This is a genomic window from Vibrio fluvialis (assembly GCF_900460245.1).
In the GTDB taxonomy this organism is placed as follows: domain Bacteria; phylum Pseudomonadota; class Gammaproteobacteria; order Enterobacterales; family Vibrionaceae; genus Vibrio; species Vibrio fluvialis.
Window position 1 is genome coordinate 381,472 of record NZ_UHIP01000001.1, and the last position, 23,791, is coordinate 405,262.

Sequence of the window (23,791 nt, forward strand, 5' to 3'; positions counted from 1 at the left end):
CCGAGGTTGACCTTTTTTACATCCATCAGAAAACTTACTCTTCTTCAGAATCGTCTTTGCCGTCGCTGGAGAGATCCAACACCTGATTATCAATCAGGCGGACTTTTCCTAAGAAAGCAGACATCAGAATCACCGCTTGCTTGCTGTCGGCTGAAATAGGCAGCAGGGTACGCGCGTCGCGAATGAAAATCTCATCCGGTTCTAAATCGGCAGCACGCAGCTGATCCACCGCATCTTCGATGATCGAGGTGTAGTCATCACGACCACCGCGAATCGCACTGTTGATCCAGCGCATGGTGCGAGCCAGAACTGGCGCACGTTGGCGCTCATCCAGCGTCAGCAGATTGTTGCGTGAGCTCATCGCCAGACCATCCATTTCACGTACAGTCGGTACGCCGATGATCTCGATGTCCATGCACAGATCTTCAACCATCTGACGAATCACCGCCAATTGCTGATAATCTTTTTCACCGAAGCAGGCAACGTTCGGCTGCACAATGTTGAACAGCTTGGTCACGATTGTGGCAACACCACGGAAGTGGCCCGGACGCGAGGCGCCTTCCAGCATGTGAGACAGACCCGGAACTTCAACAAACGTCTGTTTGTCGAGACCATACGGGTACATGATTTCAGGCGTTGGTGTGAACACCAGATCCACGCCTTCACCGTTCAGTTTGCTCAGGTCTTCATCCAGTGTACGCGGATAGTTGTTGAGGTCATCGGCGCGGTCGAACTGCATCGGGTTCACGAAGATGCTCACCACGACCACATCGGCCTGTTCACGGGCTTTACGCACCAGTGTCAGGTGACCTTCGTGTAAATTGCCCATGGTCGGTACAAAAGCGACACGGCGGCCATCACGCTTGACCTGTTTGATCTGCTCGCGAAGAGCTGAAACGTCAGCAAAAGTCTGCATGAAATACTCCTTTAGGCAATAGTGTGCGCGTCATCAGGGAACGTACCGTTTGCCACATCTTCCATGTATTTAGCTACGGCTGTACGCATATCACCTGTTTCCGCAAGAAAGTTTTTCGAGAATTTTGGCATGTAGTTCGCCGAAATTCCAAACATGTCGTGCATGACCAGAATCTGGCCATCGGTGCCATTACCTGCGCCGATGCCGATCACCGGTACATCCAGCAACTGAGTAATCCGGTTGGCCAGTGATGCAGGTACGCATTCCAGCAGAACGATCTGAGCGCCAGCTTCTTGCAGTGCCAGCGCGTCTTTTACCATACGATCTGCTTTGTCCTGTTCGCGGCCCTGAACTTTGTAACCACCAAAAATATTAACGGACTGAGGCGTTAACCCCAGGTGTGCACACACAGGGATCGCACGTTCAGTCAGCATTTTTACGGTATCTACCAGCCAGTCACCGCCTTCAATCTTAACCATGTTCGCACCCGCGCGCATGATTTTAGCCGCGTTCTCACACGCTTGTTCAGGCGTGGCGTAGCTCATGAACGGCATATCTGCCATCAGCAGCGAATTCGGGCTGCCCGCACGCACACAGCGAGTGTGATAAGCAATCTCGTCGACCGTCACTGGCAGTGTATCGGTCTGGCCTTGCAGAACCATACCCAGTGAGTCACCCACTAACAGTACCGGCATCTCCTGACTTTCAAAAAGCTGGGCAAAGCTGGCATCGTAAGCAGTCACAGTCGGAAATTTACGACCTTCCTGTTTCCATTTCATCAGGTCGTTAATGGTGATTTTTTTCATTCGTTGTCCTTACTAGGAGTTGGCGTCTGCCAAATACTGAGCCCATTAAGCGGAACGCTTTTCAGCAGTGTCTGCAACTCAGTCCCATCAGGGAGTTGTAAATTTGGTGCGATTTCCGCAAGCGGGTAGAGTACGAATTCACGTACTTTCATTCCGTAGTGGGGAATGATCAGTCGCTCGGAATCCATCACCTCATTGCCGTACAGCACGATATCTAAGTCGAGAGTTCTTGGGCCCCAACGTTCGGCTTTACGGACACGCCCATGTTCCTGTTCAATCGCTTGTGTGCAATCGAGCAATTCCAGTGGCGTTAAATCGGTTTCAATGGCCACGACCGCATTGATGTAATCCGGTTGATCCTGTGGCCCCATGGGTGTGCTGCTATACAGCGACGAAGCCGCGATAAAACGCGACTTCGGTACAGATTTCAGTGCATCGATGGCGTGTTTCGCCTGAGTCACCGGGTCGCTGAGGTTACTGCCTACGGCGATAAATGCTGTGATCATGACGAGGTTTTGCTCTTTTTCTTACGCGACGATGGCTTGCGACGACGCGGCGTGGTGGTTTTGGCGCCACCATCTAGATCTAACACCATCGCTTGACGCATATTGCGTCCTGCATTCTGGAAAGTTTCCCACCAGTCTGCCAGCAGCTTGGTTTCACCGTCTTCCACTTCGCCACGCATCTCCAGAAAATCGAAGCCGGCGCGGAACTTGTTCAGCTCCATCAGGCGGAATGCACGTTTTCCGGTGCGACGTGGCAGACGCAGTTGCAATTGCCAGATTTCGCGAATGGTCGCCGTATGACGGCGCGGAATAGCAATGCTTTTCACCACTTCGTCGAGAATGCGGTTGCTGGCTTCCATCACGGCATCGTATTCGTTGAAGTGCTGGTGTTGCGTCAGCTCATCGGCCAGTTCCATCATCGGATACCACAACATCGCGGCGAACATAAATGCCGGATTGATGCGTTTGCCTTCTTCCATACGCTGATCGGTTGAGTCCAGCGCCAGATCCAGCATCTGCTCCGTTTTTGATGAATAATCGTCGGTGAAGTGACGGGCAATGGTCGGGAACAACTGTTGGAACAGGTTGTACTCACGCATCAGGTGGTACGTTTCCAGGCCGTAGCCGGATTGCAGCATCTTAAGCGATTCTTCGTACAGACGCGCAGCCGGAATGTCACGTAGCAGCGGTGCTAAGTGTTCGATAGGCGCAGCGGTCTCTTCTTCGATGTCGAAGTCGAGTTTCACAGCAAAACGAATCGCGCGCAGCATGCGCACCGGATCTTCGCGGTAGCGTGTCTCCGGATCGCCAATCAGACGGATCAGCTTATCATCCATGTCTTCCATGCCGCCGGCATAATCGTGAATGCTGTAGTCGGCGATGTTGTAGTACATGGCGTTGATGGTGAAATCACGACGTTCGGCATCTTCATCAATGGTGCCGTAGACGTTATCACGCAGTAGCATGCCAGCTTCAGATTGTGACGCAATCTGTTTGTTGTTTTCTTGGTGGTGACCACGGAAGGTCGCCACTTCAATAATATCGCGGCCGAACATGATGTGAGCCAGACGGAACCGGCGCCCGATCAGGCGGCAGTTACGAAACAGCTGGCGAATCTGCTCAGGTGTGGCATTGGTGGCCACATCGAAATCTTTGGGTTTTCCACCCAGCAGTAAATCACGTACACCGCCGCCGACCAGATACGCCTCGAAGCCCGCCCCATTAAGGCGGTACAACACTTTTAGCGCATTCTCGCTGATATGCTGACGAGACACGTTGTGCTCTTGGCGCGTGATGATATTCAAATCTAGATCTGTATATACGCGATGTTTGCTTGGTTCTAAATCGTTGTTATTCATGTGCATCTGACATTGATTGGTGTTGCCTATTCAAGCGTGTTTCTGCACGTATCGTGGCTTAAATGGGCCGAATTTGCGGCTAATAATAGCTTACACAACGCCATTTGAGAATCGTGGTGTGATCTCGGTCTCTACTGGCAGCTGTGCAATCTGCCAGTTCTGGCATCCCCACGCAATGATTTCCTCAATGCGCGCATCCATAAAATCTTCTGGAATATCAAAGCCTAAAAACGTCATGGCGTGAATTAACGTTGGCTTCGGATCGTCCGGATTAATGGCGGTGGCGTGATTTTGTTTTGAGAGTTTATTCCCGTTGCCATCCATCGCCAAAGGCAAATGTAAGTAGCTGACCGGGTTTTGTTTTAAAGTGTGATACAAACTGATTTGTCTTCCGGTTGGCTCAATTAAATCCGCACCTCGCACCACTTCGGTCACGCCTTGGTCGATGTCATCAAGTACCACCGCCAGATTGTAGGCAAACAGTCCATCGCGCCGCTTGATGATGAAGTCTTCTTCCGCCAGTGCTGCAGGTATAGTGATTTCCCCGTGTTTCAAATCAATGAAGGAATACACCGGGTTATCCATGCGCAGACGAATGGCGCAGTCTGGGCTGCAAGGCAACTGTTTGTCACGGCATGTGCCGGGATAATAACCGCCAGCGGCTTTGATTTGTTTACGGGTACACTGGCAATAGTAGGCTTGCCCCGAACTCAACCAGGCGTCAATCTGCCCTTGATATAAGCCGTGACGCTGGCTCTGATAGACAACCTCGCCGTCCCAGTGCAGGCCATAAGCATCGAGTGCCTGTAAAATCCAGTCGGCGGCACCGGGCATTTCCCTTGGCGGGTCCAAATCTTCGACACGAACCAACCATTGCCCCTGTTGAGACTTAGCCTGAAAGTAGCTGCCGAGTGCGGCAATCAATGAACCGAAGTGAAGGGGACCGGAAGGGGATGGGGCGAAACGACCAATGTAACTCATAGTATTGCGATTTGTGACCAGTGACTCTCAAGTGTAACCTGCAGACAAAACAAAAAGGGAGCTTTTTGCTCCCTTTTTCTCATCTGAAGGGTATTTAGCCCATCATCTGTTTTTCTTTGATTTCTGCAAGTGTTTTACAGTCGATACACAGGTCGGCTGTAGGACGAGCTTCCAGACGACGGATGCCGATTTCAACGCCACAAGATTCACAGAATCCAAAATCATCTTCCTTGATTTTGTCTAGTGTCTTTTCAATCTTCTTGATCAAACGGCGCTCGCGGTCGCGGTTACGCAGTTCCAGGCTGAACTCTTCTTCCTGAGAAGCGCGGTCAACAGGATCAGGGAAGTTGGCTGCTTCGTCCTGCATGTGGTGCACGGTACGGTCAACTTCTTCTCTGAGCTGGTTACGCCAGGCTTCTAAAATCTTTGTAAAATGAGCGATCTGATCAGGTGACATGTACTCTTCACCTGGTTTTTCCTGATACGGCTCAACACCTGCAATGGCTAGGATGCCTAGCGTTTTCTTTTTGGATTCTTCTGGCATACAGCATCTCCTACTAACACCTAGTCAACTGCGAGAGCAGTCAATTTAAGGCGGGTATCTATAGCAAAAAGAAGTTGGAGAGGCAAACACTCAATTATAAAGTTATCGTCAATGTGAAGGCTTCATCAATTTTTTGCAGGTTGATGAGCAAATTCTATTGAGGACACTAATCGAATGCTGCAGTCAGAAAGTTCTGCTTTGTAGCACAGTACTTCCACTCCGGCTTCTTGAGCCATCTTTAACAATTGTGAATAGTTCGCGTCTATATGGTGAGCAGGGGCGACTTTTTCAATCCCTGAATGCAAAACAGCAAATAAAAGTACTGCTCTGCTTCCATTTTTTGCCATTTCTGCCAGCTCACGTAAATGCTTCTGTCCCCGAGTTGTGACCGCATCGGGAAAGTAGCCCTGACCAACTATCTGATTTTCCTCGCCCGTGGCTAAGTTCCGTTCATCCAAAAGAGTGACGCTTTTCACTTCTATATAACAGTTTGGACCGGATTCTGAGTTGAGCAAGATATCAATGCGGCTATTTTCATTGCCGTATTTCACTTCAGTGAGCAGCTGGTCATAACCTTGCAACTCGGTAATGGTGCCATCTTGGATGGCTTCTACGGCCAACTGGTTCGCCCGCGCGGTATTAATGCAGATACGATGGCCGCGTGCCGTCTCGGTCAGTTCCCAGCTGTGGGCGTATTTGCGCTTCGGGTTGTCTGAGGTGGAATACCACACGGTGCTGCCCGGTTCGGCGCAGCCCGTCATCGCGCCAGTGTTGGCACAGTGCATGGTGATGGTCTCGCCGCTTGGCAGAGTGACATCGGCCAAAAAACGTTTGTAGCGCTGAATCAGCGTCGCGGATTGAAGGGGAGGGGAAAACTGCATAAATGACTCGTTTCGCTTTGATTACTGTTTTTATGTACAATACCGGCGCCATTTAAACACAAGGATATCGTCTTGTCACAATTGCCCATCGAAGCTGTGATTCCCGAGCTGCTTGCCGGTGTTCAGCGTTTCCCTCAGGTGATCCTCAAAGCCGCTCCCGGTGCCGGTAAGTCGACTCACTTTCCGCTTGCTCTGCTCAAGGCCAATCTGGTGACGGGTAAAATCGTCATGCTGGAACCGCGTCGTCTGGCGGCGCGTAATATTGCCCGCTATCTGGCGCAGCAACTTGGTGAAAGCGTTGGTGAAACGGTTGGTTATCGCGTGCGCGGCGAAACGCGCGTCAGCGCGAGTACTCGGCTGGAGATTGTGACTGAAGGGATCATGACCCGCATGATTCAAAGCGATCCGGAGCTCGACGGTATCGATGCGCTGATTTTTGATGAGTTCCATGAGCGCAGTATTCATGCTGATACCGCGCTGGCGTTCAGCCTGGAAGTGCAGTCGGCGTTGCGGGATGACCTCAAAATCATCGTCATGTCGGCGACCTTAGACCATGAGGCGTTGCAGGTTTTACTGCCGATGGCGAGTTACGTGGAATCTCACGGCCGCAGCTATCCGGTGGCCACACGTTATCAGGCGCTGAAGCCGGGTGAGCCGCTGGTGGCGAGCATGGAAAAGCAGATTCGTCAGCTACTCGCACAGGAAAATGGTTCTCTGTTGGCTTTCTTACCGGGCGCGGCCAGCATTACTCAGTTGACTCAGGCTTTAGGCGATGTAGCGGACGATATCGATGTGTGCCCTCTGTTTGGGCAACTGAGTTTTGCTGAGCAGCAGAAAGCCATTGCGCCAACGCCAGACGGGCGACGCAAAGTCGTGCTGGCGACTAACATTGCTGAAACTTCGTTAACCATTGAAGGCATTCGTATCGTGCTCGACAGCGGGTTAGAGCGCCGCGCGCGGTTTGATTTAAAAACCGGTATTACGCGCTTGGAACAGGTGCGGATTGCCCAATCGTCGGCCGAGCAGCGCGCTGGCCGTGCCGGCCGTCTTGAGCCGGGCGTGTGTGTGCGTCTCTACAGTGAAGCTCAGCTCAAACAGCAGCCGATGGTACCCGTCGCTGAAATAATGCAGAGCGATTTGGCACCGCTGGCGCTGGAGTTGGCGCAGTGGGGCGCGCAAGAAGCAACGGATTTACCGTGGCTGGATTTGCCTCCCGCCGCCGCGATGGCTCAGGCACGTAGTTTGTTGTGTACGCTGGGGCTGATGGATGAGCGTCAGCAACTGACCGCGCAAGGCAAAGCGGCACACGAACTGGGGGTGGAACCACGCATCGCAGCGATGCTGCTGGCAGCGCAGGCGCAAAGCCCCGCACACATGCAGAGTGCGCTGGCGCTGGCTGCTCTTCTGGAAGAGCCTGAACGTCAGGTGCTGGATGTGCAGCACAGTTTGCATCGCTGGCAGCAGGGCAAACACAATAAAGCGCGCACGATGAATCAACGTGCCACGGCGCTGGCACATAAACTGGATGACAGTTTCGACCTGCGCCGTGTCGACACGACTCTGCTTTCGGTCGTTGCGTGTCTGGCATTTCCCGATCGTATTGCTCAGCAACGCGGGCAGCATGGTCAGTTTTTACTGGCCAATGGCCATGGTGCGTTTGTTGCGGATGATCAGCCGCTGGCAGGCAGTGATTATCTGATTGCGCTCGACCTGATGCGGGGGCATCAGCAATCGAGCCAGGTTTTTTCAGCTCTTGAGCTGGATATCGGGCAGCTGGAACAGCAGTGTCCTCAGTTATTTAACGAGCTGGAACGCGTCGACTGGGATGACAAAGCGGGCCGTCTGGTGGCGGAAATGCAGCTTCGTTGCGGGCAACTGGTTATTCGGCGTCAAGCCCTGCCTGCGCCAAATAAACAAAAAATGACGCAAGCTTTGCTCAATTATGTCGAGCGCAAAGGGCTTTCGGTATTAAATTGGACCGAAGCCAGTCTGGACTGGCTGACGCGCGTGCGTTGTGCAGCCGAGTGGCTGCCGGAGGAAAACTGGCCTGACATGGATGACGACGCGCTGCGAAGCCATCTGTCTGAGTGGTTGGAACCTTATTTAGCCGGCATCAGCTCCGTGAAAGAATTAAATAAAGTACCGTTGATGGACGCCCTTAATACGCGTTTAGGCTGGTCTTTGAGTCAGCAACTGGATGAGTGGCTGCCAACCCATCACGCGTTGCCAACCGGTACTTGCAAGAAGATCCGTTACCAGCTTGGCATGGAACCTGTGCTGTCGGTGCGGATGCAGGAAGTGCTCGGTGAAAAGAGCACACCGCTGATTGCCAAAGGCACCAAGGCGATTGTCATGGAGCTGCTTTCACCAGCCCAGCGTCCGCTGCAGGTCACCCGCGACTTGGCGGGCTTCTGGAGCGGTGCGTATAAAGAAGTACAGAAAGAGATGAAAGGGCGTTACCCGAAACATGTGTGGCCGGATGATCCCGCCAATCACAGTGCGACGACCAAAACCAAGCGACAACTGAATTCATGACCAAGAAAAGCGAATCCCCAAAGAAAACCACGCCGGCAAAGAAATCGGTGCCGCGTAAATCTTCCTCCTCCAAACCGAACGGTTCCCGTTCGTGGCTGAAACGTCTGTGGAGTCTGGGCTGGAAAGTCGGTTTGGCGCTGGCTGCCGTGCTGATTTTTACCGGCATTTATCTCGACAGTATGATCAAGCAGCGTTTTGAAGGGCAGCTGTTTGAACTGCCGACGGTGGTGTACGCGCGTATTCTGACCCTAGAGCCCGGCAGCGACATCAGCATTAAACAGATGCGCAATGAGCTGGACGTGCTCAACTACCGTAAAGTGAGCCAGCCGCGTTATGCGGGTGAGTATTCGGCGTCGTCGACCCGCATTGAACTGATCCGTCGCCCGTTTGAATTTGCCGATGGTCCGGAGCCGGATCGCCATGTCATGCTGATTTTTGATGACAATGGACTGAATCGCATTCAGTCGCTGGAGAAACGTGGCGATCTCGGTTATCTGCGTATTGAGCCGAAAATGCTGGGTATGCTGGAGAAAGATACTCAGGAGCAGCGCCTGTTCCTGCGCCGTGAGCAGTTCCCGGAAGTGATGATTGATGCGCTGTTGACCACTGAAGATCGTAACTTCTACCAGCATGATGGCGTGTCGCCGATGGCGATTGCCCGTGCGATGGTCGCGAACCTCAAAGCAGGCCGTACCGTGCAGGGCGGCAGTACGCTGACTCAGCAGTTGGCGAAAAACATTTTCCTTTCCAGCGATCGGACCTTGTGGCGTAAATTACGTGAAGCCTACATGGCGCTGATCATCGATTACCGTTACAGCAAAGATCGCATTCTGGAAGCGTACCTGAACGAAGTGTATCTGGGTCAGAATGGCAAAGAAGCCGTGCACGGTTTTGGTTTGGCGTCGCGCCTCTACTTTGGTCAGCCGCTGCAGGAGCTGCGTATTGACCAGCTCGCGTTATTGGTTGGTATGGTGAAAGGCCCATCCTACTACAACCCGATGCGTTTCCCTGAACGTGCCAAAGAGCGTCGTGATTTGGTGCTTAAGCTGATGATGGACCAGGATATTCTGACAGCCAAGCAGTATGAGCAGGCGGTGACCCGTCCGCTGGATGTACAGAAACAGGCCCGCATTGCCAGCCGTCAGCCTGCTTATTTCCAGCAGTTATCGATTGAACTGAAACAAAAACTCGGTGATGCGTTTAAGTCCGATACCGGGCTGCGCGTATTTACGTCACTCGATCCGGTGTCGCAGGCCAAGCTGGAAGAAGCGGTGGAAAATCAGGTGCCGATTCTGGCTCGTACCGCGGGTAACGATCTTGAAGCGGCAGCGATTGCCGTCGATCGCCACAGTGGTGAGATTCGCGCCATGGTGGGCGGTAAACGCACGGGCTATGACGGATTTAACCGCGCGCTTAATGCCAGCCGTCCGATTGGTTCACTGGTGAAACCCGCTGTGTATCTGACGGCGCTGGCGCAGCCGGAGAAATACAATCTGGCGACGACCTTGATGGACAAGCCAATCACACTGCAAGGCAGTGAAGGCAATGTGTGGACGCCGCGCAACTTTGACCGTCAGTTCCGCGGTGAAGTCCCGCTCTACCTGGCGCTGGCCAAATCGCTCAACGTACCGACGGTGCAACTGGGCATGCAGTTGGGGATTGAAAACGTCACCAAAACGCTGGAAAAACTGGGTGTGAGCCGCGACGAAATTCGTCCGGTGCCGTCGATGTTCCTTGGTTCGTTTTCGCTGACTCCGTATCAGGTCGCGCAGATGTTCCAGACGGTCACCAACTCGGGCAAAAAAGCGCCGCTTTCCGCGCTGCGTTCGGTACTCGATCTGGATGGTAATGTGCTGTACGAATCGATTCCTAAAGTATCCCAGGCGGTTGATCAGCAAGCGGCCTGGTTGACGACGTATGCGATGAAGCGTGGTGTGCTGGAAGGCACGGGACGTTACCTTAATAGCCAGTTTGGCTGGGCAGCGCTGGCTGGGAAAACCGGAACCAGCAGCGACAGCCGCGACAGCTGGTTTGTTGGTGTCGATGGCCGGGAAGTCACCACTATCTGGCTGGGACGAGATGACAACCAGCCAACTAAACTGACTGGCTCGAGTGGTGCGCTGCGCGTGTACGCCGATTACCTGCGTTATCGCATTCCTGAGAAACTGGTGCTGCCGTGGCCGCAAGGGATCAGCACGGTCGGTTTTTCTCAGTCCCGCTCCGGCGGACTTGAACTAGACTGTAACAACGATTTCAAACTGCCCGTCTGGGATGCCTCCGGCAGTTGGAAAAAACAGTGTGAGAATCGTCCCACCGAGTGGTTGAAAAAACTCTTTCAGTGGTGATTAAGCCCGTTTATAGTGGCTTGATTTTCAACTAAATGGATAACAAGGATTTGAGGACGACCGTGACCCGTTGGCTGCTCAGTATAGTGTGTTTACCGGCTTTGATTTGGCCTGCGTTGAGTCTGGCGCAGGCGTCATCACAAACGTCTGAACTCGGACATTCACGCCCGAAAATTGCGTTGGTACTGGCTGGCGGTGGTGCGAAAGGCGCCGCTCACATGGGCGTCCTTAAGGCCTTAGAAGACATGCATGTGCCGGTGGATATTGTCATCGGTACCAGCATGGGCGCGTACGTCGCAGGTCTCTATTCCACCGGGATGAGTGCGGAAGAGATCGAAAGTTTTATTTACAGCGTCGACTGGAATACCGGTTATCGCGACCGCGTGAACCGCAGCCAGCGCCGAGTGCGTGATAAAGAGTATGAAGACCGCTACCAACTGACCACCGATTTAGGCGTGCGTCTTGACGGGGTGCACGCGCCGCGCGGTGTGGTGCAAGGTCAGAACATGCTGCGCATTCTGCGCGAAACTTCCGGTAACCTGATGCCGTTCAACTCCTTTGATGATCTGGTCGTGCCGTATCGCGCAGTCGCTACCGACATCATCAAACTGGAACCTGTGGTGATTGATAAGGGTTATTTGGTCGATGCCATGATGGCGAGTATGTCGGTGCCGGGTGCTTTACCTCCGTATGAAATTGATGGTCGCTGGCTGGTGGATGGCGGCGTGACCAACAATATGCCTGTTGACGTGGCTCGTCAGATGGGAGCCGATATCGTCATCGCGGTTGATATCAGTACCGACTACAAAAGTCAGGAAGCGTTTACGAACTTTCTGACGGTCGCGGATCAACTGTCCAATTATCTGGTCCGTCGCAGTACAGAACTTCAGGCTGAGACACTGACCGACGATGATGTACTGCTGCGTCCTCAGGTCGGCCTGATGGAAACCACCGAATTCGATAAAATGCCAGATGCCTTTGCCAAAGGGTACGAGGCAGCGATGGACAATCAAGTGAAGCTGGAAAAGCTCGCGCTAAGCAGCGCTGAGTATCAGCAGTATGTCGATCGCAAAGAAGATCTGCGCCGCCAGCTCAAGCATGGCGATGACATCACCATCGACAACGTCATCATCCAGAATAACTCCCATTACAGCGATGTGCTGTTGCAAAACCGACTCAATCTCGATGCGGGCGAAAAACTGAGCACGGAAGAGATCGAATCGAGCATTCAGGATTTATATGCCCTCGATCGTTTCAGACTCGTTCGTTATCAGTATGAAGAGAAAGAGGGTGAGAACAACTTAGTCGTGGATGTGGATGAGAAATCTTGGGGACCGAATTATCTTAACTTCCGTTTTTTCCTTGAAGATGATTTTAATACCGATAGCCAGTACTCCATTGGCGCATCATTCAATTTTACCGACATCAACTCCCACGGTGCGGAGCTGGCAACCAACTTCAATATTGGTACCGATAAATTAGCCGAAGTGGAGCTCTATTCGCCGGTAATGTCGGGACAGAAAACCTTCTATACCGCTTCATTGCGTTTTACTGATGATAACCGCAACGTGCCCGTTAGCGGATTTGATGACACCTCGCTGGCGGCCAGCCGCAATTACTTGCCGGTCACGTACAAAACCTGGCGGGCTGAGCTGGCGCTTGGTTATCAGGAAACGTTGTGGCGAGAGTTTAAAATTGGCGGGCGCTATTCGGATGGCTCTGCCAACTACTCCACGTTACCGGACTACGCGGACATGAACTTTACCCGTCAGGGCATCTTCTTCAACTACCGTATCGATTCGCTGGATGATTTCAGCATGCCAAGAGAGGGGGTGTACCTCGATCTCGAGTATCTGGTGTCGCATGATGATGTTGACCTGACCGAAAGCGGCGTGGCGGAAAATTCATCGGATACGGTGTATGAGTTGTCAACGAAATTCATCGCCGCACACAGCTTTAATCGTCATACTTTAGTCGGCAATATTGATTACGGTGTGGTGAAGAGTAAAAATTCAATTCAACCTATCGATCCTAAAACGATTGGCGGATTTCTCAATCTGTCGGGGATTTCCCGCAACAGTCTGATTGGCCAAAACAAAGCGTATGCCAATATGATTTATCGCTATCGTTGGTTCGACAATGATTTCGGCCTGTTCACATCGCCCGTCTATCTTGGGGCATCCATCGAGTATGGTGGAGTATGGTCCGATCCAGACCTATCTATTGATACCGCACCACTGTATGCCGCGGGATCGATATTTGCCGGCGTGGACTCCCCAATTGGTCCCATAATGTTCGGTTACGGACGCACAGAGCAGAATTTTGATTCGATTTATCTGATCATCGGTACCACGTTCAACTAGCGCAAGATTCGAGATTTGAAAAGTTAATTCCTATAACTTTCGTCTTAAGTTGCTATGTTGGTCAAAATGATGAGATTTTAATTTATCGTTAATTTTGCTATCCTGACGCCCACAGTTTGGCCTCTAGGGCGCTGTTTCTCAGTCAAATTTGAATGAAAACATGGGCAACGGAGAGCCAAGTTTCCAAGGATGTTCACTCACATTTTTATAATAATTGGGTGAACCGCAATGAGAGGAAAAAGTCGTGCTTGAAGCCTACCGTAAACACGTCGAAGAGCGTGCTGCTGAAGGAGTTGTACCTAAACCCCTAGACGCTGAGCAAGTCGCTGGACTTGTTGAGCTACTCAAAAATCCCCCTCAAGGAGAAGAAGAATTCATTCTCGATCTGCTTGAGAACCGTATTCCTCCGGGCGTTGATGAAGCTGCCTACGTCAAAGCTGGTTTTCTGACTGCAATCACCAAAGGTGAAGTGACATCTCCACTGGTTAGCCGTGAAAAAGCGGCCACTCTGCTGGGTACCATGCAAGGTGGTTACAACATCGAACCACTGGTTTCTCTGCTGGATGACGCAGATTTGGCACCAATCGCTGCGACCGCTCTGTCTCACACACTGCTGATGTTCGATGCGTTTTACGATGTCGAAGAAAAAGCAAAAGCGGGTAACGCACTGGCGAAACAAGTTCTGGAATCTTGGGCTGAAGCTGAATGGTTCCTGTCAAAACCTGCTCTGGCTGAAAAAATCACTCTGACCGTATTCAAAGTAACTGGTGAAACCAACACGGACGATTTGTCACCAGCTCCGGATGCATGGTCGCGCCCTGATATTCCTGTGCATGCTCTGGCAATGCTGAAAAATGAACGTGATGGCATCGTGCCGGACGCACCAGGAAAAATTGGTCCAATCAACCAAATTGAAGCACTGAAAGAAAAAGGTCATCAACTGGTTTACGTTGGTGACGTTGTCGGTACGGGTTCTTCGCGTAAGTCGGCGACCAACTCCGTACTGTGGTTCATGGGCGATGACATTCCAAACGTACCGAACAAACGCGCTGGCGGTTATGTACTGGGCGGTAAGATTGCACCGATCTTCTTCAACACCATGGAAGATGCGGGCGCACTGCCAATCGAAGTGGACGTTTCAAAACTGAATATGGGTGATGTGATTGACGTTTACCCATACGAAGGCAAAGTGTGCAACCACGAAACGGGCGAAGTACTGGCGACATTCAAGCTGAAAACCGACGTACTGATCGACGAAGTCCGCGCGGGTGGCCGTATTCCTCTGATCGTTGGTCGTGGTCTGACTGACAAAGCGCGTCAAGCACTGGGTCTGGAAGCATCGACCGTGTTCCGTCGCCCTGTTCCTGTGGCAGACAGCGGCAAAGGCTTTACTCTGGCACAGAAAATGGTCGGTAAAGCGTGTGGCGTAGAAGGTATTCGCCCAGGCACTTACTGTGAGCCGAAGATGACCACGGTGGGTTCTCAGGACACTACCGGTCCAATGACTCGTGACGAACTGAAAGATTTGGCGTGTCTTGGCTTCTCTGCAGATTTGGTGATGCAGTCTTTCTGCCACACCTCTGCGTATCCAAAACCCGTTGACGTGCAAACGCACCACACGCTACCGGATTTCATCATGAACCGCGGCGGTGTGTCACTGCGCCCGGGCGACGGTGTTATTCACTCATGGCTAAACCGTATGCTGCTGCCGGATACTGTCGGTACCGGTGGTGACTCGCATACGCGTTTCCCACTGGGGATTTCATTCCCGGCAGGTTCTGGTCTGGTAGCCTTCGCAGCAGCAACTGGCGTCATGCCTCTCGATATGCCTGAGTCAATTCTGGTGCGTTTCAAAGGTGAAATGCAGCCGGGTATCACGCTGCGCGACCTGGTTCATGCGATTCCTTACTACGGCATCAAACAAGGTCTGCTGACGGTTGAGAAAGCCGGTAAGATTAACGAATTCTCTGGCCGCGTGCTGGAAATCGAAGGTGTTGAACACCTGACGGTTGAACAGGCATTCGAACTGTCTGACGCCTCTGCTGAGCGTTCAGCAGCAGGTTGTACCGTCAAACTGTCGCAAGAGTCTATCGCGGAATACCTGAACTCGAACATCACCATGCTGAAGTGGATGATCGCAGAAGGTTACGGTGACCGTCGTACCATCGAACGTCGTATTAAAGCGATGGAAGAGTGGTTGGCTGCTCCAGAACTGATGGAAGCAGATAAAGACGCAGAATACGCGCACGTGATTGAAATCGATCTGGCGGACATCAAAGAACCGATTCTTTGTGCGCCAAACGATCCGGATGACGCGCGTCCGCTGTCTGAAGTACAAGGCACAGCGATTGATGAAGTGTTCATCGGTTCTTGTATGACCAACATCGGCCACTTCCGTGCGGCAGGTAAACTGCTGGATAAATTCAACGGTCAACTGGAAACGCGTCTGTGGGTGGCACCGCCAACCAAGATGGACCGCGATCAACTGACTGAAGAAGGTTACTACGGCATCTTTGGCCGTGCTGGGGTGCGTATCGAAACTCCGGGATGTTCACTGTGTATGGGTAACCAGGCTCGCGTAGCGGACAAAGCAACCGTGATGTCAACTTCGACGCGTAACTTCCCGAACCGTCTGGGTACAGGTGCGAACGTGTACCTGGCTTCAGCAGAGCTGTCGGCGGTAGGCGCTATTCTGGGTCGCATTCCAACTCTGCAAGAGTATCTGGAATACGCGAAACAGATCGACGCAACCGCAGCCGATACTTACCGTTACCTGAACTTCCACCGCATGAGTGACTACACCAAGAAAGCGGATACGGTGATTTTCCAGGAACCGGCATAATCGCGGATTAGCCCAAAGATTCAAGGTCGCTGCTTGCAGCGGCCTTTCTTTTTGCGTCTTATTCAGGCTCGTCATTCGGTTTCGCTGGCGCTATACTCGCGCCAACTTAATCAACCGGTCATCGTCGATGGAATTTGAATTCACCAAAAATACCCTGCTGGGGGAGTATTACGTTACCTGCAGCATGGAGCATCATATTGTGGCCCGCTGGTTACAGGAAGAGGTGGCGCAGGATCGCACAAAAATCGAGCAAGTGTTGGCTCTGCTGGAGAAAGCGCACCAGTTTCCTGCACAAGAGTGGCAATTCGCTGGTCGTGAAATCTCAGTGATGATTTGTGGTGACGAAGTAACGGTGCAGGACAATGCGCTGAACTATGGCCATGATGTTGAGTTTGAAAGTGAATTTGAACTTTATGAAAGCGAGAGTGTGGCGCAGTGTGGTTTGGAGGATTTCGAGTCGTTGTTGATCCAATGGCAGGATTTCCTCACCGGATACTGAGTTTGTCTCATCAACAGGCTGCACTCATGTGGTGAAGAAAGCCAGAGTCGCATTATTTTTGGGAAAGGGTTGCACAAAAAACGTGCAACCCTTTTGTGTTTTTGAATCGAAATCTCACTATTTTATTGTTTATCAATGAGTTAAAAAGTTGGCACGTACCTTGGATTAATAGAACTGTAAATGGACTACAGCTTCAGAGAGGACGCGATGAAACTCATTAACGCAATCATCAAACCATTCAAACTTGACGATGTTCGTGAAGCTTTGGCCGATGTGGGCATCGAAGGGATGACCGTATCAGAAGTCAAAGGCTTTGGCCGTCAGAAAGGTCATACCGAACTTTACCGTGGCGCGGAATACCAGGTGGATTTTCTGCCGAAGGTAAAAATCGAAATTGCCACACAAGCGGATAACGTTGATCGCGTTCTGGAAGCGATCATCAAAGCCGCACATACCGGCAAAATCGGTGATGGCAAAATTTTTGTTTATGACTTGAGCCACGCTGTTCGAATTCGCACCGGCGAAATGGACGCGGAAGCACTTTAAGATTCAAAGGACTGGAGACGACTATTATGGAACTGTCAGCTACAGTAACGGAGTTACGTTACGCACTGGATACATTCTTCTTCTTAATTTCGGGCGCACTGGTTATGTGGATGGCGGCGGGTTTCGCTATGCTGGAAGCTGGTCTGGTTCGTTCTAAGAACACTACCGAAATTCTGACCAAAAACTTTGTGCTGTACGCAATTGCGTGCACCATGTACCTCATTGTGGGTTACAACATCATGTATGTTGATAACGCAGAAGCAGGCTGGCTACCATCGTTTGGTTCACTGATTGGCTCACAAGCTGACGGTGCTGATCACTCTCTGGAATCCGACTTCTTCTTCCAAGTGGTATTCGTAGCAACGTCAATGTCTGTGGTTTCAGGCGCAGTTGCTGAACGTATGAAACTTTGGGCATTCCTCATTTTCTCAGCCATTTTGACTGCCTTTATCTATCCTATGGAAGGTTACTGGACTTGGGGCGGCGGCTTCCTGTCAGCAGCGGGTTTCAGCGACTTTGCGGGTTCAGGTATCGTTCACATGGCGGGTGCAGCTGCAGCGCTGGCAGGTGTTTTACTGCTGGGTGCTCGTAAAGGAAAATACGGTAAAAACGGCGAAATCTTCCCGATTCCGGGTTCAAATATGCCACTGGCAACACTGGGTACCTTTATCCTGTGGTTCGGTTGGTTCGGTTTCAACGGTGGCTCACAACTGATGCTGTCTGATTTCGAAAACGCGACAGCGGTGGGGCAAATCTTCCTCAACACTAACGCAGCAGCGGCAGCGGGTTCTATTGCAGCGCTACTGGTTTGTAAAACGACCTGGGGTAAAGCTGACCTGACCATGATTCTGAATGGCGCGCTGGCTGGCCTAGTGGCTATCACCGCTGACCCGCTGTCACCATCACCGCTGTACTCGGTTGCAATCGGTGTCGTTGCAGGTGCGATTGTTGTCTTCAGCATCATTGCTCTGGATAAACTGAAAATTGATGATCCAGTGGGTGCAATCTCTGTACACGGTGTGTGTGGTTTCTTCGGCCTGATGGTTGTGCCACTAAGCAACAGCGATGCCACCTTCGGTGCACAGCTTCTGGGTGCAGCAGTCATCTTCGCTTGGGTATTCGGTGCTAGCCTGGTGGTTTGGGGCATTCTGAAAGCAACCATGGGTATCCGTGTTTCTGAAGAAGAAGAGATGGAAGGCATGGACATGCACGATTGTGGTGTCGGCGCTTACCCAGAGTTCGTGACAGTTAAGTAATAATTGGTTACAAAACCTTTGCCTAAAACCTGCCCTTCGGGGCAGGTTTTTCATTTTTACTGATTGTTTTATTAAGGGTGGCCAATATAATTAGCGCAATTGATAAGTGTTATCATTAGCAATAATAAAGGACTTGAACCATGAAAAAACTGCTGGCTCTATCGGCAATTGCATGTAGCGTATTGGCCCCTTCGGTTATGGCGGCTGAAGAAGTAAATGTTTACTCATACCGTCAACCTTTCCTGATTGAACCGATGTTTAAAGAGTTCACTCAAGAGACCGGAATCAAGGTCAACGTGAAGTTTGCCAAAGAGGGCATTGCAGAAAAATTGGCTCAAGAAGGCGAGTACAGCCCGGCCGACGTGATTCTGACTTCAGAGTTCAGCCGTCTGTTTGAACTGTCGGATAAAGGCTTAACGCAACCCGTAAACAGTCGTGTCATTGACGAGAACATTCCGGCGCAGTACCGCGACAGCAGCGAAGAGTGGTTTGCATTGACCGTGCGCACTCGTAGCGTCTACTCATCACGCGATCGCGTGGGCAAACTGGGCGATGATTTCGATTACCTCGATCTGGCCAAGCCAGAATACAAAGGTAAGATCTGTACACGCAGCGGTAAGCACCCGTACAACATTGCGCTGGTTGCCGCGATGATCGCGAACCACGGCGAAGCTCAAACCAAAACCTGGTTGGAAGGTCTGAAAGCTAACCTGGCGCGCAAACCGCAAGGCAACGATCGCGATCAGGTTCGTGCAATCAAAGAAGGCCTGTGCGATCTGTCTCTGGGCAACAGCTACTATCTAGGCAAAATGCTGGAAGACAAAGAGCAAAAGAGCTGGGCGGAATCGGTATATATCAACTTCCCGGGTCAGAATGTTCAGGGCACTCACGTCAACGTCAGTGGTATGGCAATGGCGAAATACGCACCAAACCGTGACAATGCCGTCAAGCTGATGGAGTTCCTGACTGGTGAAACCGCGCAGCACATGTACGCAGAAGTGAACTACGAATACCCGGTGAAACCAGGTGTTGAGCGTTCAAAACTGGTGGCTTCATGGGGTGAATTCAAATCTGATTCTCTACCACTGGAAAAAATTGCCGACAACCACGCGGCGGCCATCAAGCTACTTGATGAAGTCAAATTTGACCTTTAATTGAGTCTGGGGGTATAACTATACCCCTGATTTATTAAAGGGATATGAGATGTATTTGCAGATGCATTTATGGCTCAGTCAGCCTGACAGTTTCTAGGCAATGAAAGAAAAACACCTTATTTGGAAAACCAGTAGTGTGGCTTTGGCGACGCTGCTGGTTTTGCCGATCTTAGCGATATTTTTTACCGCCATTGGTCAGACGGACGATGTGTTTGCGCATTTGATGTCGACCGTGATGCCCACCTATGCCTTCAATACCGTGGTTCTGACGCTGAGCGTAATGGCGCTGGCGCTGCTCTTTGGTATTCCGAGCGCCTGGTTAATGGCCATGTGCCGCCTGCCGGGTGAGAAAGTCCTGCAGTGGGCTTTGGTGCTGCCGCTGGCGATTCCCGGTTATATTGTCGGCTACATCTTTACGGGCTGGTTTGATTATGCCGGGCCGATTCAGGTCTGGCTGCGAGCACAGACTGGCTGGATGGCCGGGGAGTATTATTTCCCGGATATTCGCTCATTGGCTGGTGCCAGCATCGTGCTGGCCTTGGTGCTCTATCCCTATGTCTATCTGATGTGCCGCGCCGCGTTTATGGAGCAGAACGTTTCGCTGTTGCAGTCGGCCCGTTTGTTGAAATGCTCGCCGTGGGAAAGTTTTCGTCGTATCTCGCTGCCGTTGGTCCGTCCGTCAATCGCGGTAGCCTTGTCGCTGGTCGCGATGGAAACCGTCGGTGATTTCGGCACCGTCAGCTACTTTGCGGTCAACACGCTGACCACCGCGGTGTATGACACCTGGATGAACTACTCTAATTTGACCGCCGCAGCCAAAATTTCAGCTGTGATGCTGGTCATCGTATTGCTGCTCCTGAGCGCCGAACGTTACAGTCGCCGTCGGCAAAAGTTATATCAGAGCCAGTTCAACAGCCATGAAGATTTTCGCTACGCTTTGCGTGGCTGGAAAAAATGGCTGGCACTGCTGTGGTGTTGGGGACTGGTGTGCGTGGCCTTTATCTTTCCGCTACTGCAACTGCTCAGCTACGCTTATACCTACTTTGAGCAGAGTTGGACGGCAGAGTTTCGTGAATACGCGTTGAACAGCCTGCAAGTTTCTCTGAGTGCTGCGGTGATTGGCGTGGCAGTCGCGTTGGTCGTGAACTTTTACAGCCGTCTCAAATCCAACCGCGTCAGTGTGGCGCTGATGCGGCTCTCTTCAATGGGGTATGCCGTGCCGGGTACGGTATTAGCGATTGGAGTGATGGTTCCCGTGCTGACGCTCGATCATGCGGTCAACGATGTGGCAAAAGCGATGCAATGGGGCAGGCCGGGGCTGATTTTCTCCGGCACCATGTTTGCGATTATTTTTGCGTTGATCGTGCGCTTTTCCGCAGTGGCAATCGGCAGTATCGAAAGCAGTCTGAATAAGATCTCGCCGTCACTGGATATGGCAGCGCGTACCATGGGGTGTCAGGCCAATGCGATGTTGTGGCGCATTCATCTGCCACTGGTGCGTCGCGGCGCCCTGATTGCCGGTCTGCTGGTGTTCATTGAATCGATGAAAGAGTTGAATGCGGCATTGTTACTGCGCCCGTTTAATTTCGAGACCTTGGCGACCTACGTGTATAACTACGCCTCGGACGAACATTTGGAACTGGCAGCCTTGCCTGCGGTGCTGTTGGTGTTGGTTGGCTTGATCCCACTTGTTGTTGTAAACCGTTCTCTGGAGCAAAACCACTGATGAGCTGTGCATTATCGATTCAAAATCTGACTTGTCAGTATGATACTCAAACGGTCCTGGAATCGTTGTCGCTGAACGTAGAACACGGCGAAATCGTGTGTCTGCTTGGTGCCAGCGGTTGCGGTAAAACCACGTTACTCAAAGCGATTGCCGGCTTGCTACCGCTTTCATCCGGCATCATGAGCCTTAACGGCATGACCATCGACGATGGCAAGCATTGGCTAGCGCCAGAGCAGCGTAATATCGGCATGATCTTTCAGGACTATGCGCTGTTTCCTCATCTGACGGTCGCGGAAAATATCGCCTTTGGCCTGCGTCAAATGGCGGCGGAGGAACGTCATCTGCAAGTGCAGCAAATGTTGGAACTGGTCCATTTGAGCGGTTTCGGTGACCGTTATCCGCACCAGTTGTCGGGTGGTCAGCAACAGCGTGTCGCTATCGCGCGCTCGCTGGCTTACAAACCGGATCTGCTATTGCTGGATGAGCCATTTTCCAATATTGATACTCAGGTGCGTCATGACCTGATTGGAGAAATTCGTAAAATCTTCAAAAAGCAGGGGGTGACAGCGATTTTCGTCACCCACTCACGTGAAGAAGCGTTTGCCTTTGCCGACAAAATGGCGGTGATGAATCACGGGGTGATTGAGCAATACGGCACCGCCTCAGAGCTTTACTATCGTCCGTCGAGCAAATTTGTCGCTGACTTTCTGGGCGGTGGCAGTTACCTGCCAGCTACGCGTTTAGCAGAACATCAGTATCAAACGCCGCTTGGCGTTGTGGACGCGTATGCGCAGCAAAGTATTGCTCAGGGCAGTCAATGTGAGCTGTTGCTGCGTCCGCAGCAGATCAGTATTTATGCGGATGAAGAGAGCAGTGTCACGGTGCTGGAGCAGCAGTTTATGGGCGATCATTGTCGTTACGTGATCGATGCGCATGGCTCTAAGCTGCTGGCAACCTCTTCACAGGGCTTGTCGGTTGGTCAGACCGTGGCCGTTAGTATTGATACTCAAGGCGTTCTGGCCTTTGCCTAATAAGAAAAAGCCCGGTTAAACCGGGCTTTTTTATCGTACTTGCATTACAGAGACAGAAACTGTTTCATCTGCTGTAAAACGCGCTCTGCTGTCTCTTTGTCCTGCATTTCGGCAAAGATACGCAGCAAAGGCTCAGTGCCGGAGAAGCGGGCAATCACCCAGCCACCATTACGAAAATAGACTTTAGCGCCATCCTCATAGCTGACTTTTTCAACTTCAAACTCAAACTCTGGTAACTGTTTCTCTACGTAAATCTTTGCGTAGATCTCCGCTTTCTGGGTCGGCTTGAATTTGCAATCGCCCTCGGCGGTGTAGGCATAACCGTAGCGGCTGTATATTTCGCTCAACAGCTCAGAAAGCTTTTTACCCGTCACGCTGATCATTTCCACCAGCAAGCTCGACGCGAATACGCCATCCTTGCCTTTGATGTGGCCGCGAATGGTCAGACCGCCCGAGCTTTCACCGCCAATCAGCGAATCGTCGGCTTCCATTTGGGAACTGATGTGCTTAAAGCCTACCGGAACCTCAAAGCTCTTCTCTCCATGATCGGTGGCCACTTTGTCCAGCAGGTGGGTGGTGGCGATATTGCGCACGACAGAGCCTTTCCAGCCTTTGTATTCAAGCAGATAGTAATACAACAGCAGCAGAACTTCGTTGGGATGAATGAAGTTACCTTTCTCATCAATAATGCCCAGACGGTCAGCGTCCCCATCGGTACCAATGCCAATATCGTATCCTTGATTTTTGACCAGATGTTGTAGGCGATAGAGCGTTGCTGCGCTGGGTGACGGCATCAAACCACCAAAATCAGGGTTCTTACCATCGTTGATCACGTCGACATCGCAACGGCCATTGATCAACACGGTTTGCAGTGCGTTTTTTGCCACGCCAAACATCGGATCAATCAGCACGCGCAGATTGGCGCGTTTGATCGCTTCAATATCGATAAAGTCGATGATCGAATCGACGAATTCATTCATCGGGTTGATTACCTGAATCCTGCCTTGGGCGACCGCCAGATCAAAGTCCTCACTGCGCACGTCGGTGGCGCACAGTGTTGAAACTTGTTGCTCTATCTTTTGTGTGATCACTTCGTCAGCGTCGCGTCCGCCTTCAATAAACACTTTGATGCCGTTGTAGTCTGCCGGGTTATGCGATGCCGTGATGCATGCCGAGTAGGCGCAGTTCATCTCTTTGGCCTTAAACATCACCACAGGGGTGGGAACAAACTTATTGATGAAGCTGACGGTGATCTGGTTGCCCGCCAATACTTCGGCAAACCAGCGCCCCGCTTTGTCAGACAAAAAGCGGCGGTCATAGCCGATGACAAAACCGCGCTCAGCCACTTGTTCCTGATTGATAATGTTGGCTACCGCTTGAGCAACCAGGCGAACGTTGTCTTTGGTAAACTCTTCGCCGATAAAGGCGCGCCAACCACCGGTACCAAATTGAATCATGCTGTATCTCCTTATGTGGGGCCGCCAGCGCGGCACCCTAAAGCG

The 23,791-nt window shown here is 51.7% G+C and carries 18 protein-coding genes; 10 read left to right on the forward strand and 8 right to left on the reverse strand.

The genetic code is table 11. From position 1 onward, the window contains the following. Positions 1-34: 34 nt before the first annotated feature. The 7 genes from panC to sfsA all read right to left on the reverse strand — a co-directional run bounded on the left by panC (position 35) and on the right by sfsA (position 5,992). Positions 35-916, reverse strand: a complete 882-nt coding sequence (gene panC, locus DYA43_RS01840; protein ID WP_020331996.1) for a pantoate--beta-alanine ligase — start codon at positions 914-916, stop codon at positions 35-37. Between the two features lie 11 nt (positions 917-927). Next, positions 928-1,722, reverse strand: coding sequence for a 3-methyl-2-oxobutanoate hydroxymethyltransferase (gene panB / locus DYA43_RS01845; RefSeq protein ID WP_020331997.1), 795 nt, complete (start codon positions 1,720-1,722; stop codon positions 928-930). Continuing rightward, positions 1,719-2,228 (reverse strand): 2-amino-4-hydroxy-6-hydroxymethyldihydropteridine diphosphokinase, encoded by a 510-nt coding sequence (folK, locus tag DYA43_RS01850; RefSeq protein WP_061056147.1) that lies wholly within the window; start codon positions 2,226-2,228, stop codon positions 1,719-1,721. Before folK ends, panB begins: the two co-directional genes overlap by 4 nt. Then, positions 2,225-3,586: a polynucleotide adenylyltransferase PcnB gene (pcnB, locus tag DYA43_RS01855; RefSeq protein WP_100268295.1), complete on the reverse strand. Its 1,362-nt coding sequence runs from the start codon at positions 3,584-3,586 to the stop codon at positions 2,225-2,227. The genes folK and pcnB overlap by 4 nt, the downstream gene beginning before the upstream one ends. A gap of 90 nt (positions 3,587-3,676) precedes the next feature. Further along, positions 3,677-4,567, reverse strand: coding sequence for a tRNA glutamyl-Q(34) synthetase GluQRS (gene gluQRS, locus DYA43_RS01860; protein WP_061056148.1), 891 nt, complete (start codon positions 4,565-4,567; stop codon positions 3,677-3,679). A gap of 94 nt (positions 4,568-4,661) precedes the next feature. Next, positions 4,662-5,111, reverse strand: a complete 450-nt coding sequence (dksA, locus tag DYA43_RS01865) for an RNA polymerase-binding protein DksA (RefSeq protein ID WP_020332003.1) — start codon at positions 5,109-5,111, stop codon at positions 4,662-4,664. Positions 5,112-5,236: 125 nt separating this feature from the next. Further along, a complete protein-coding gene (gene sfsA / locus DYA43_RS01870; protein ID WP_047459077.1) occupies positions 5,237-5,992 on the reverse strand; it encodes a DNA/RNA nuclease SfsA in 756 nt (251 codons plus the stop codon). 72 nt (positions 5,993-6,064) lie between these two features. Between sfsA and hrpB the strand changes: the two genes are divergently transcribed. The 10 genes from hrpB (at position 6,065) to DYA43_RS01920 (ending at position 22,289) form a co-directional block, all read left to right on the forward strand. Next, positions 6,065-8,527 carry an ATP-dependent helicase HrpB gene (hrpB, locus tag DYA43_RS01875; protein WP_061056149.1) on the forward strand — a complete coding sequence of 821 codons (2,463 nt, stop codon included), beginning with the start codon at positions 6,065-6,067 and terminating at the stop codon, positions 8,525-8,527. Continuing rightward, a complete protein-coding gene (mrcB, locus tag DYA43_RS01880) occupies positions 8,524-10,872 on the forward strand; it encodes a penicillin-binding protein 1B (protein ID WP_061056150.1) in 2,349 nt (782 codons plus the stop codon). Before hrpB ends, mrcB begins: the two co-directional genes overlap by 4 nt. A gap of 35 nt (positions 10,873-10,907) precedes the next feature. After that, positions 10,908-13,235, forward strand: a complete 2,328-nt coding sequence (locus tag DYA43_RS01885) for a patatin-like phospholipase family protein (protein WP_061056151.1) — start codon at positions 10,908-10,910, stop codon at positions 13,233-13,235. Between the two features lie 244 nt (positions 13,236-13,479). Continuing rightward, positions 13,480-16,077: a bifunctional aconitate hydratase 2/2-methylisocitrate dehydratase gene (gene acnB / locus DYA43_RS01890; RefSeq protein WP_020332008.1), complete on the forward strand. Its 2,598-nt coding sequence runs from the start codon at positions 13,480-13,482 to the stop codon at positions 16,075-16,077. Between the two features lie 127 nt (positions 16,078-16,204). After that, the gene (locus DYA43_RS01895) at positions 16,205-16,576 is read left to right on the forward strand and encodes a YacL family protein (protein WP_061056152.1); all 372 of its coding nucleotides are present in this window, start codon (positions 16,205-16,207) and stop codon (positions 16,574-16,576) included. Positions 16,577-16,783: 207 nt separating this feature from the next. After that, a complete protein-coding gene (locus DYA43_RS01900; protein ID WP_004729026.1) occupies positions 16,784-17,122 on the forward strand; it encodes a P-II family nitrogen regulator in 339 nt (112 codons plus the stop codon). Between the two features lie 26 nt (positions 17,123-17,148). After that, a complete protein-coding gene (locus DYA43_RS01905) occupies positions 17,149-18,378 on the forward strand; it encodes an ammonium transporter (protein WP_020332010.1) in 1,230 nt (409 codons plus the stop codon). Between the two features lie 140 nt (positions 18,379-18,518). Continuing rightward, positions 18,519-19,532, forward strand: coding sequence for a Fe(3+) ABC transporter substrate-binding protein (locus DYA43_RS01910; RefSeq protein WP_020430476.1), 1,014 nt, complete (start codon positions 18,519-18,521; stop codon positions 19,530-19,532). Positions 19,533-19,632: 100 nt separating this feature from the next. Beyond that, positions 19,633-21,258 (forward strand): ABC transporter permease, encoded by a 1,626-nt coding sequence (locus DYA43_RS01915; RefSeq protein ID WP_061056153.1) that lies wholly within the window; start codon positions 19,633-19,635, stop codon positions 21,256-21,258. After that, entirely contained in the window at positions 21,258-22,289 is a 1,032-nt protein-coding gene (locus tag DYA43_RS01920; RefSeq protein ID WP_020332013.1) for an ABC transporter ATP-binding protein, read from the forward strand. The genes DYA43_RS01915 and DYA43_RS01920 overlap by 1 nt, the downstream gene beginning before the upstream one ends. A 44-nt stretch (positions 22,290-22,333) precedes the next feature. Here the strand turns inward: DYA43_RS01920 and DYA43_RS01925 are convergent, their stop codons facing one another. After that, entirely contained in the window at positions 22,334-23,746 is a 1,413-nt protein-coding gene (locus DYA43_RS01925; protein ID WP_061056154.1) for a phosphoglucomutase/phosphomannomutase family protein, read from the reverse strand. Positions 23,747-23,791: the final 45 nt, after the last annotated feature.

Bases quoted from the DNA above. Each gene is read 5' to 3' on its own strand.
- panC (WP_020331996.1), bottom strand. From the start codon at position 916: ATGCAGACTTTTGCTGACGTTTCAGCTCTTCGCGAGCAGATCAAACAG.
- panB (WP_020331997.1), bottom strand. From the start codon at position 1,722: ATGAAAAAAATCACCATTAACGACCTGATGAAATGGAAACAGGAAGGT.
- folK (WP_061056147.1), bottom strand. From the start codon at position 2,228: ATGATCACAGCATTTATCGCCGTAGGCAGTAACCTCAGCGACCCGGTG.
- pcnB (WP_100268295.1), bottom strand. From the start codon at position 3,586: ATGAATAACAACGATTTAGAACCAAGCAAACATCGCGTATATACAGAT.
- gluQRS (WP_061056148.1), bottom strand. From the start codon at position 4,567: ATGAGTTACATTGGTCGTTTCGCCCCATCCCCTTCCGGTCCCCTTCAC.
- dksA (WP_020332003.1), bottom strand. From the start codon at position 5,111: ATGCCAGAAGAATCCAAAAAGAAAACGCTAGGCATCCTAGCCATTGCA.
- sfsA (WP_047459077.1), bottom strand. From the start codon at position 5,992: ATGCAGTTTTCCCCTCCCCTTCAATCCGCGACGCTGATTCAGCGCTAC.
- mrcB (WP_061056150.1), top strand. From the start codon at position 8,524: ATGACCAAGAAAAGCGAATCCCCAAAGAAAACCACGCCGGCAAAGAAA.
- DYA43_RS01885 (WP_061056151.1), top strand. From the start codon at position 10,908: ATGGATAACAAGGATTTGAGGACGACCGTGACCCGTTGGCTGCTCAGT.
- DYA43_RS01895 (WP_061056152.1), top strand. From the start codon at position 16,205: ATGGAATTTGAATTCACCAAAAATACCCTGCTGGGGGAGTATTACGTT.
- DYA43_RS01900 (WP_004729026.1), top strand. From the start codon at position 16,784: ATGAAACTCATTAACGCAATCATCAAACCATTCAAACTTGACGATGTT.
- DYA43_RS01905 (WP_020332010.1), top strand. From the start codon at position 17,149: ATGGAACTGTCAGCTACAGTAACGGAGTTACGTTACGCACTGGATACA.
- DYA43_RS01910 (WP_020430476.1), top strand. From the start codon at position 18,519: ATGAAAAAACTGCTGGCTCTATCGGCAATTGCATGTAGCGTATTGGCC.
- DYA43_RS01915 (WP_061056153.1), top strand. From the start codon at position 19,633: ATGAAAGAAAAACACCTTATTTGGAAAACCAGTAGTGTGGCTTTGGCG.
- DYA43_RS01920 (WP_020332013.1), top strand. From the start codon at position 21,258: ATGAGCTGTGCATTATCGATTCAAAATCTGACTTGTCAGTATGATACT.
- DYA43_RS01925 (WP_061056154.1), bottom strand. From the start codon at position 23,746: ATGATTCAATTTGGTACCGGTGGTTGGCGCGCCTTTATCGGCGAAGAG.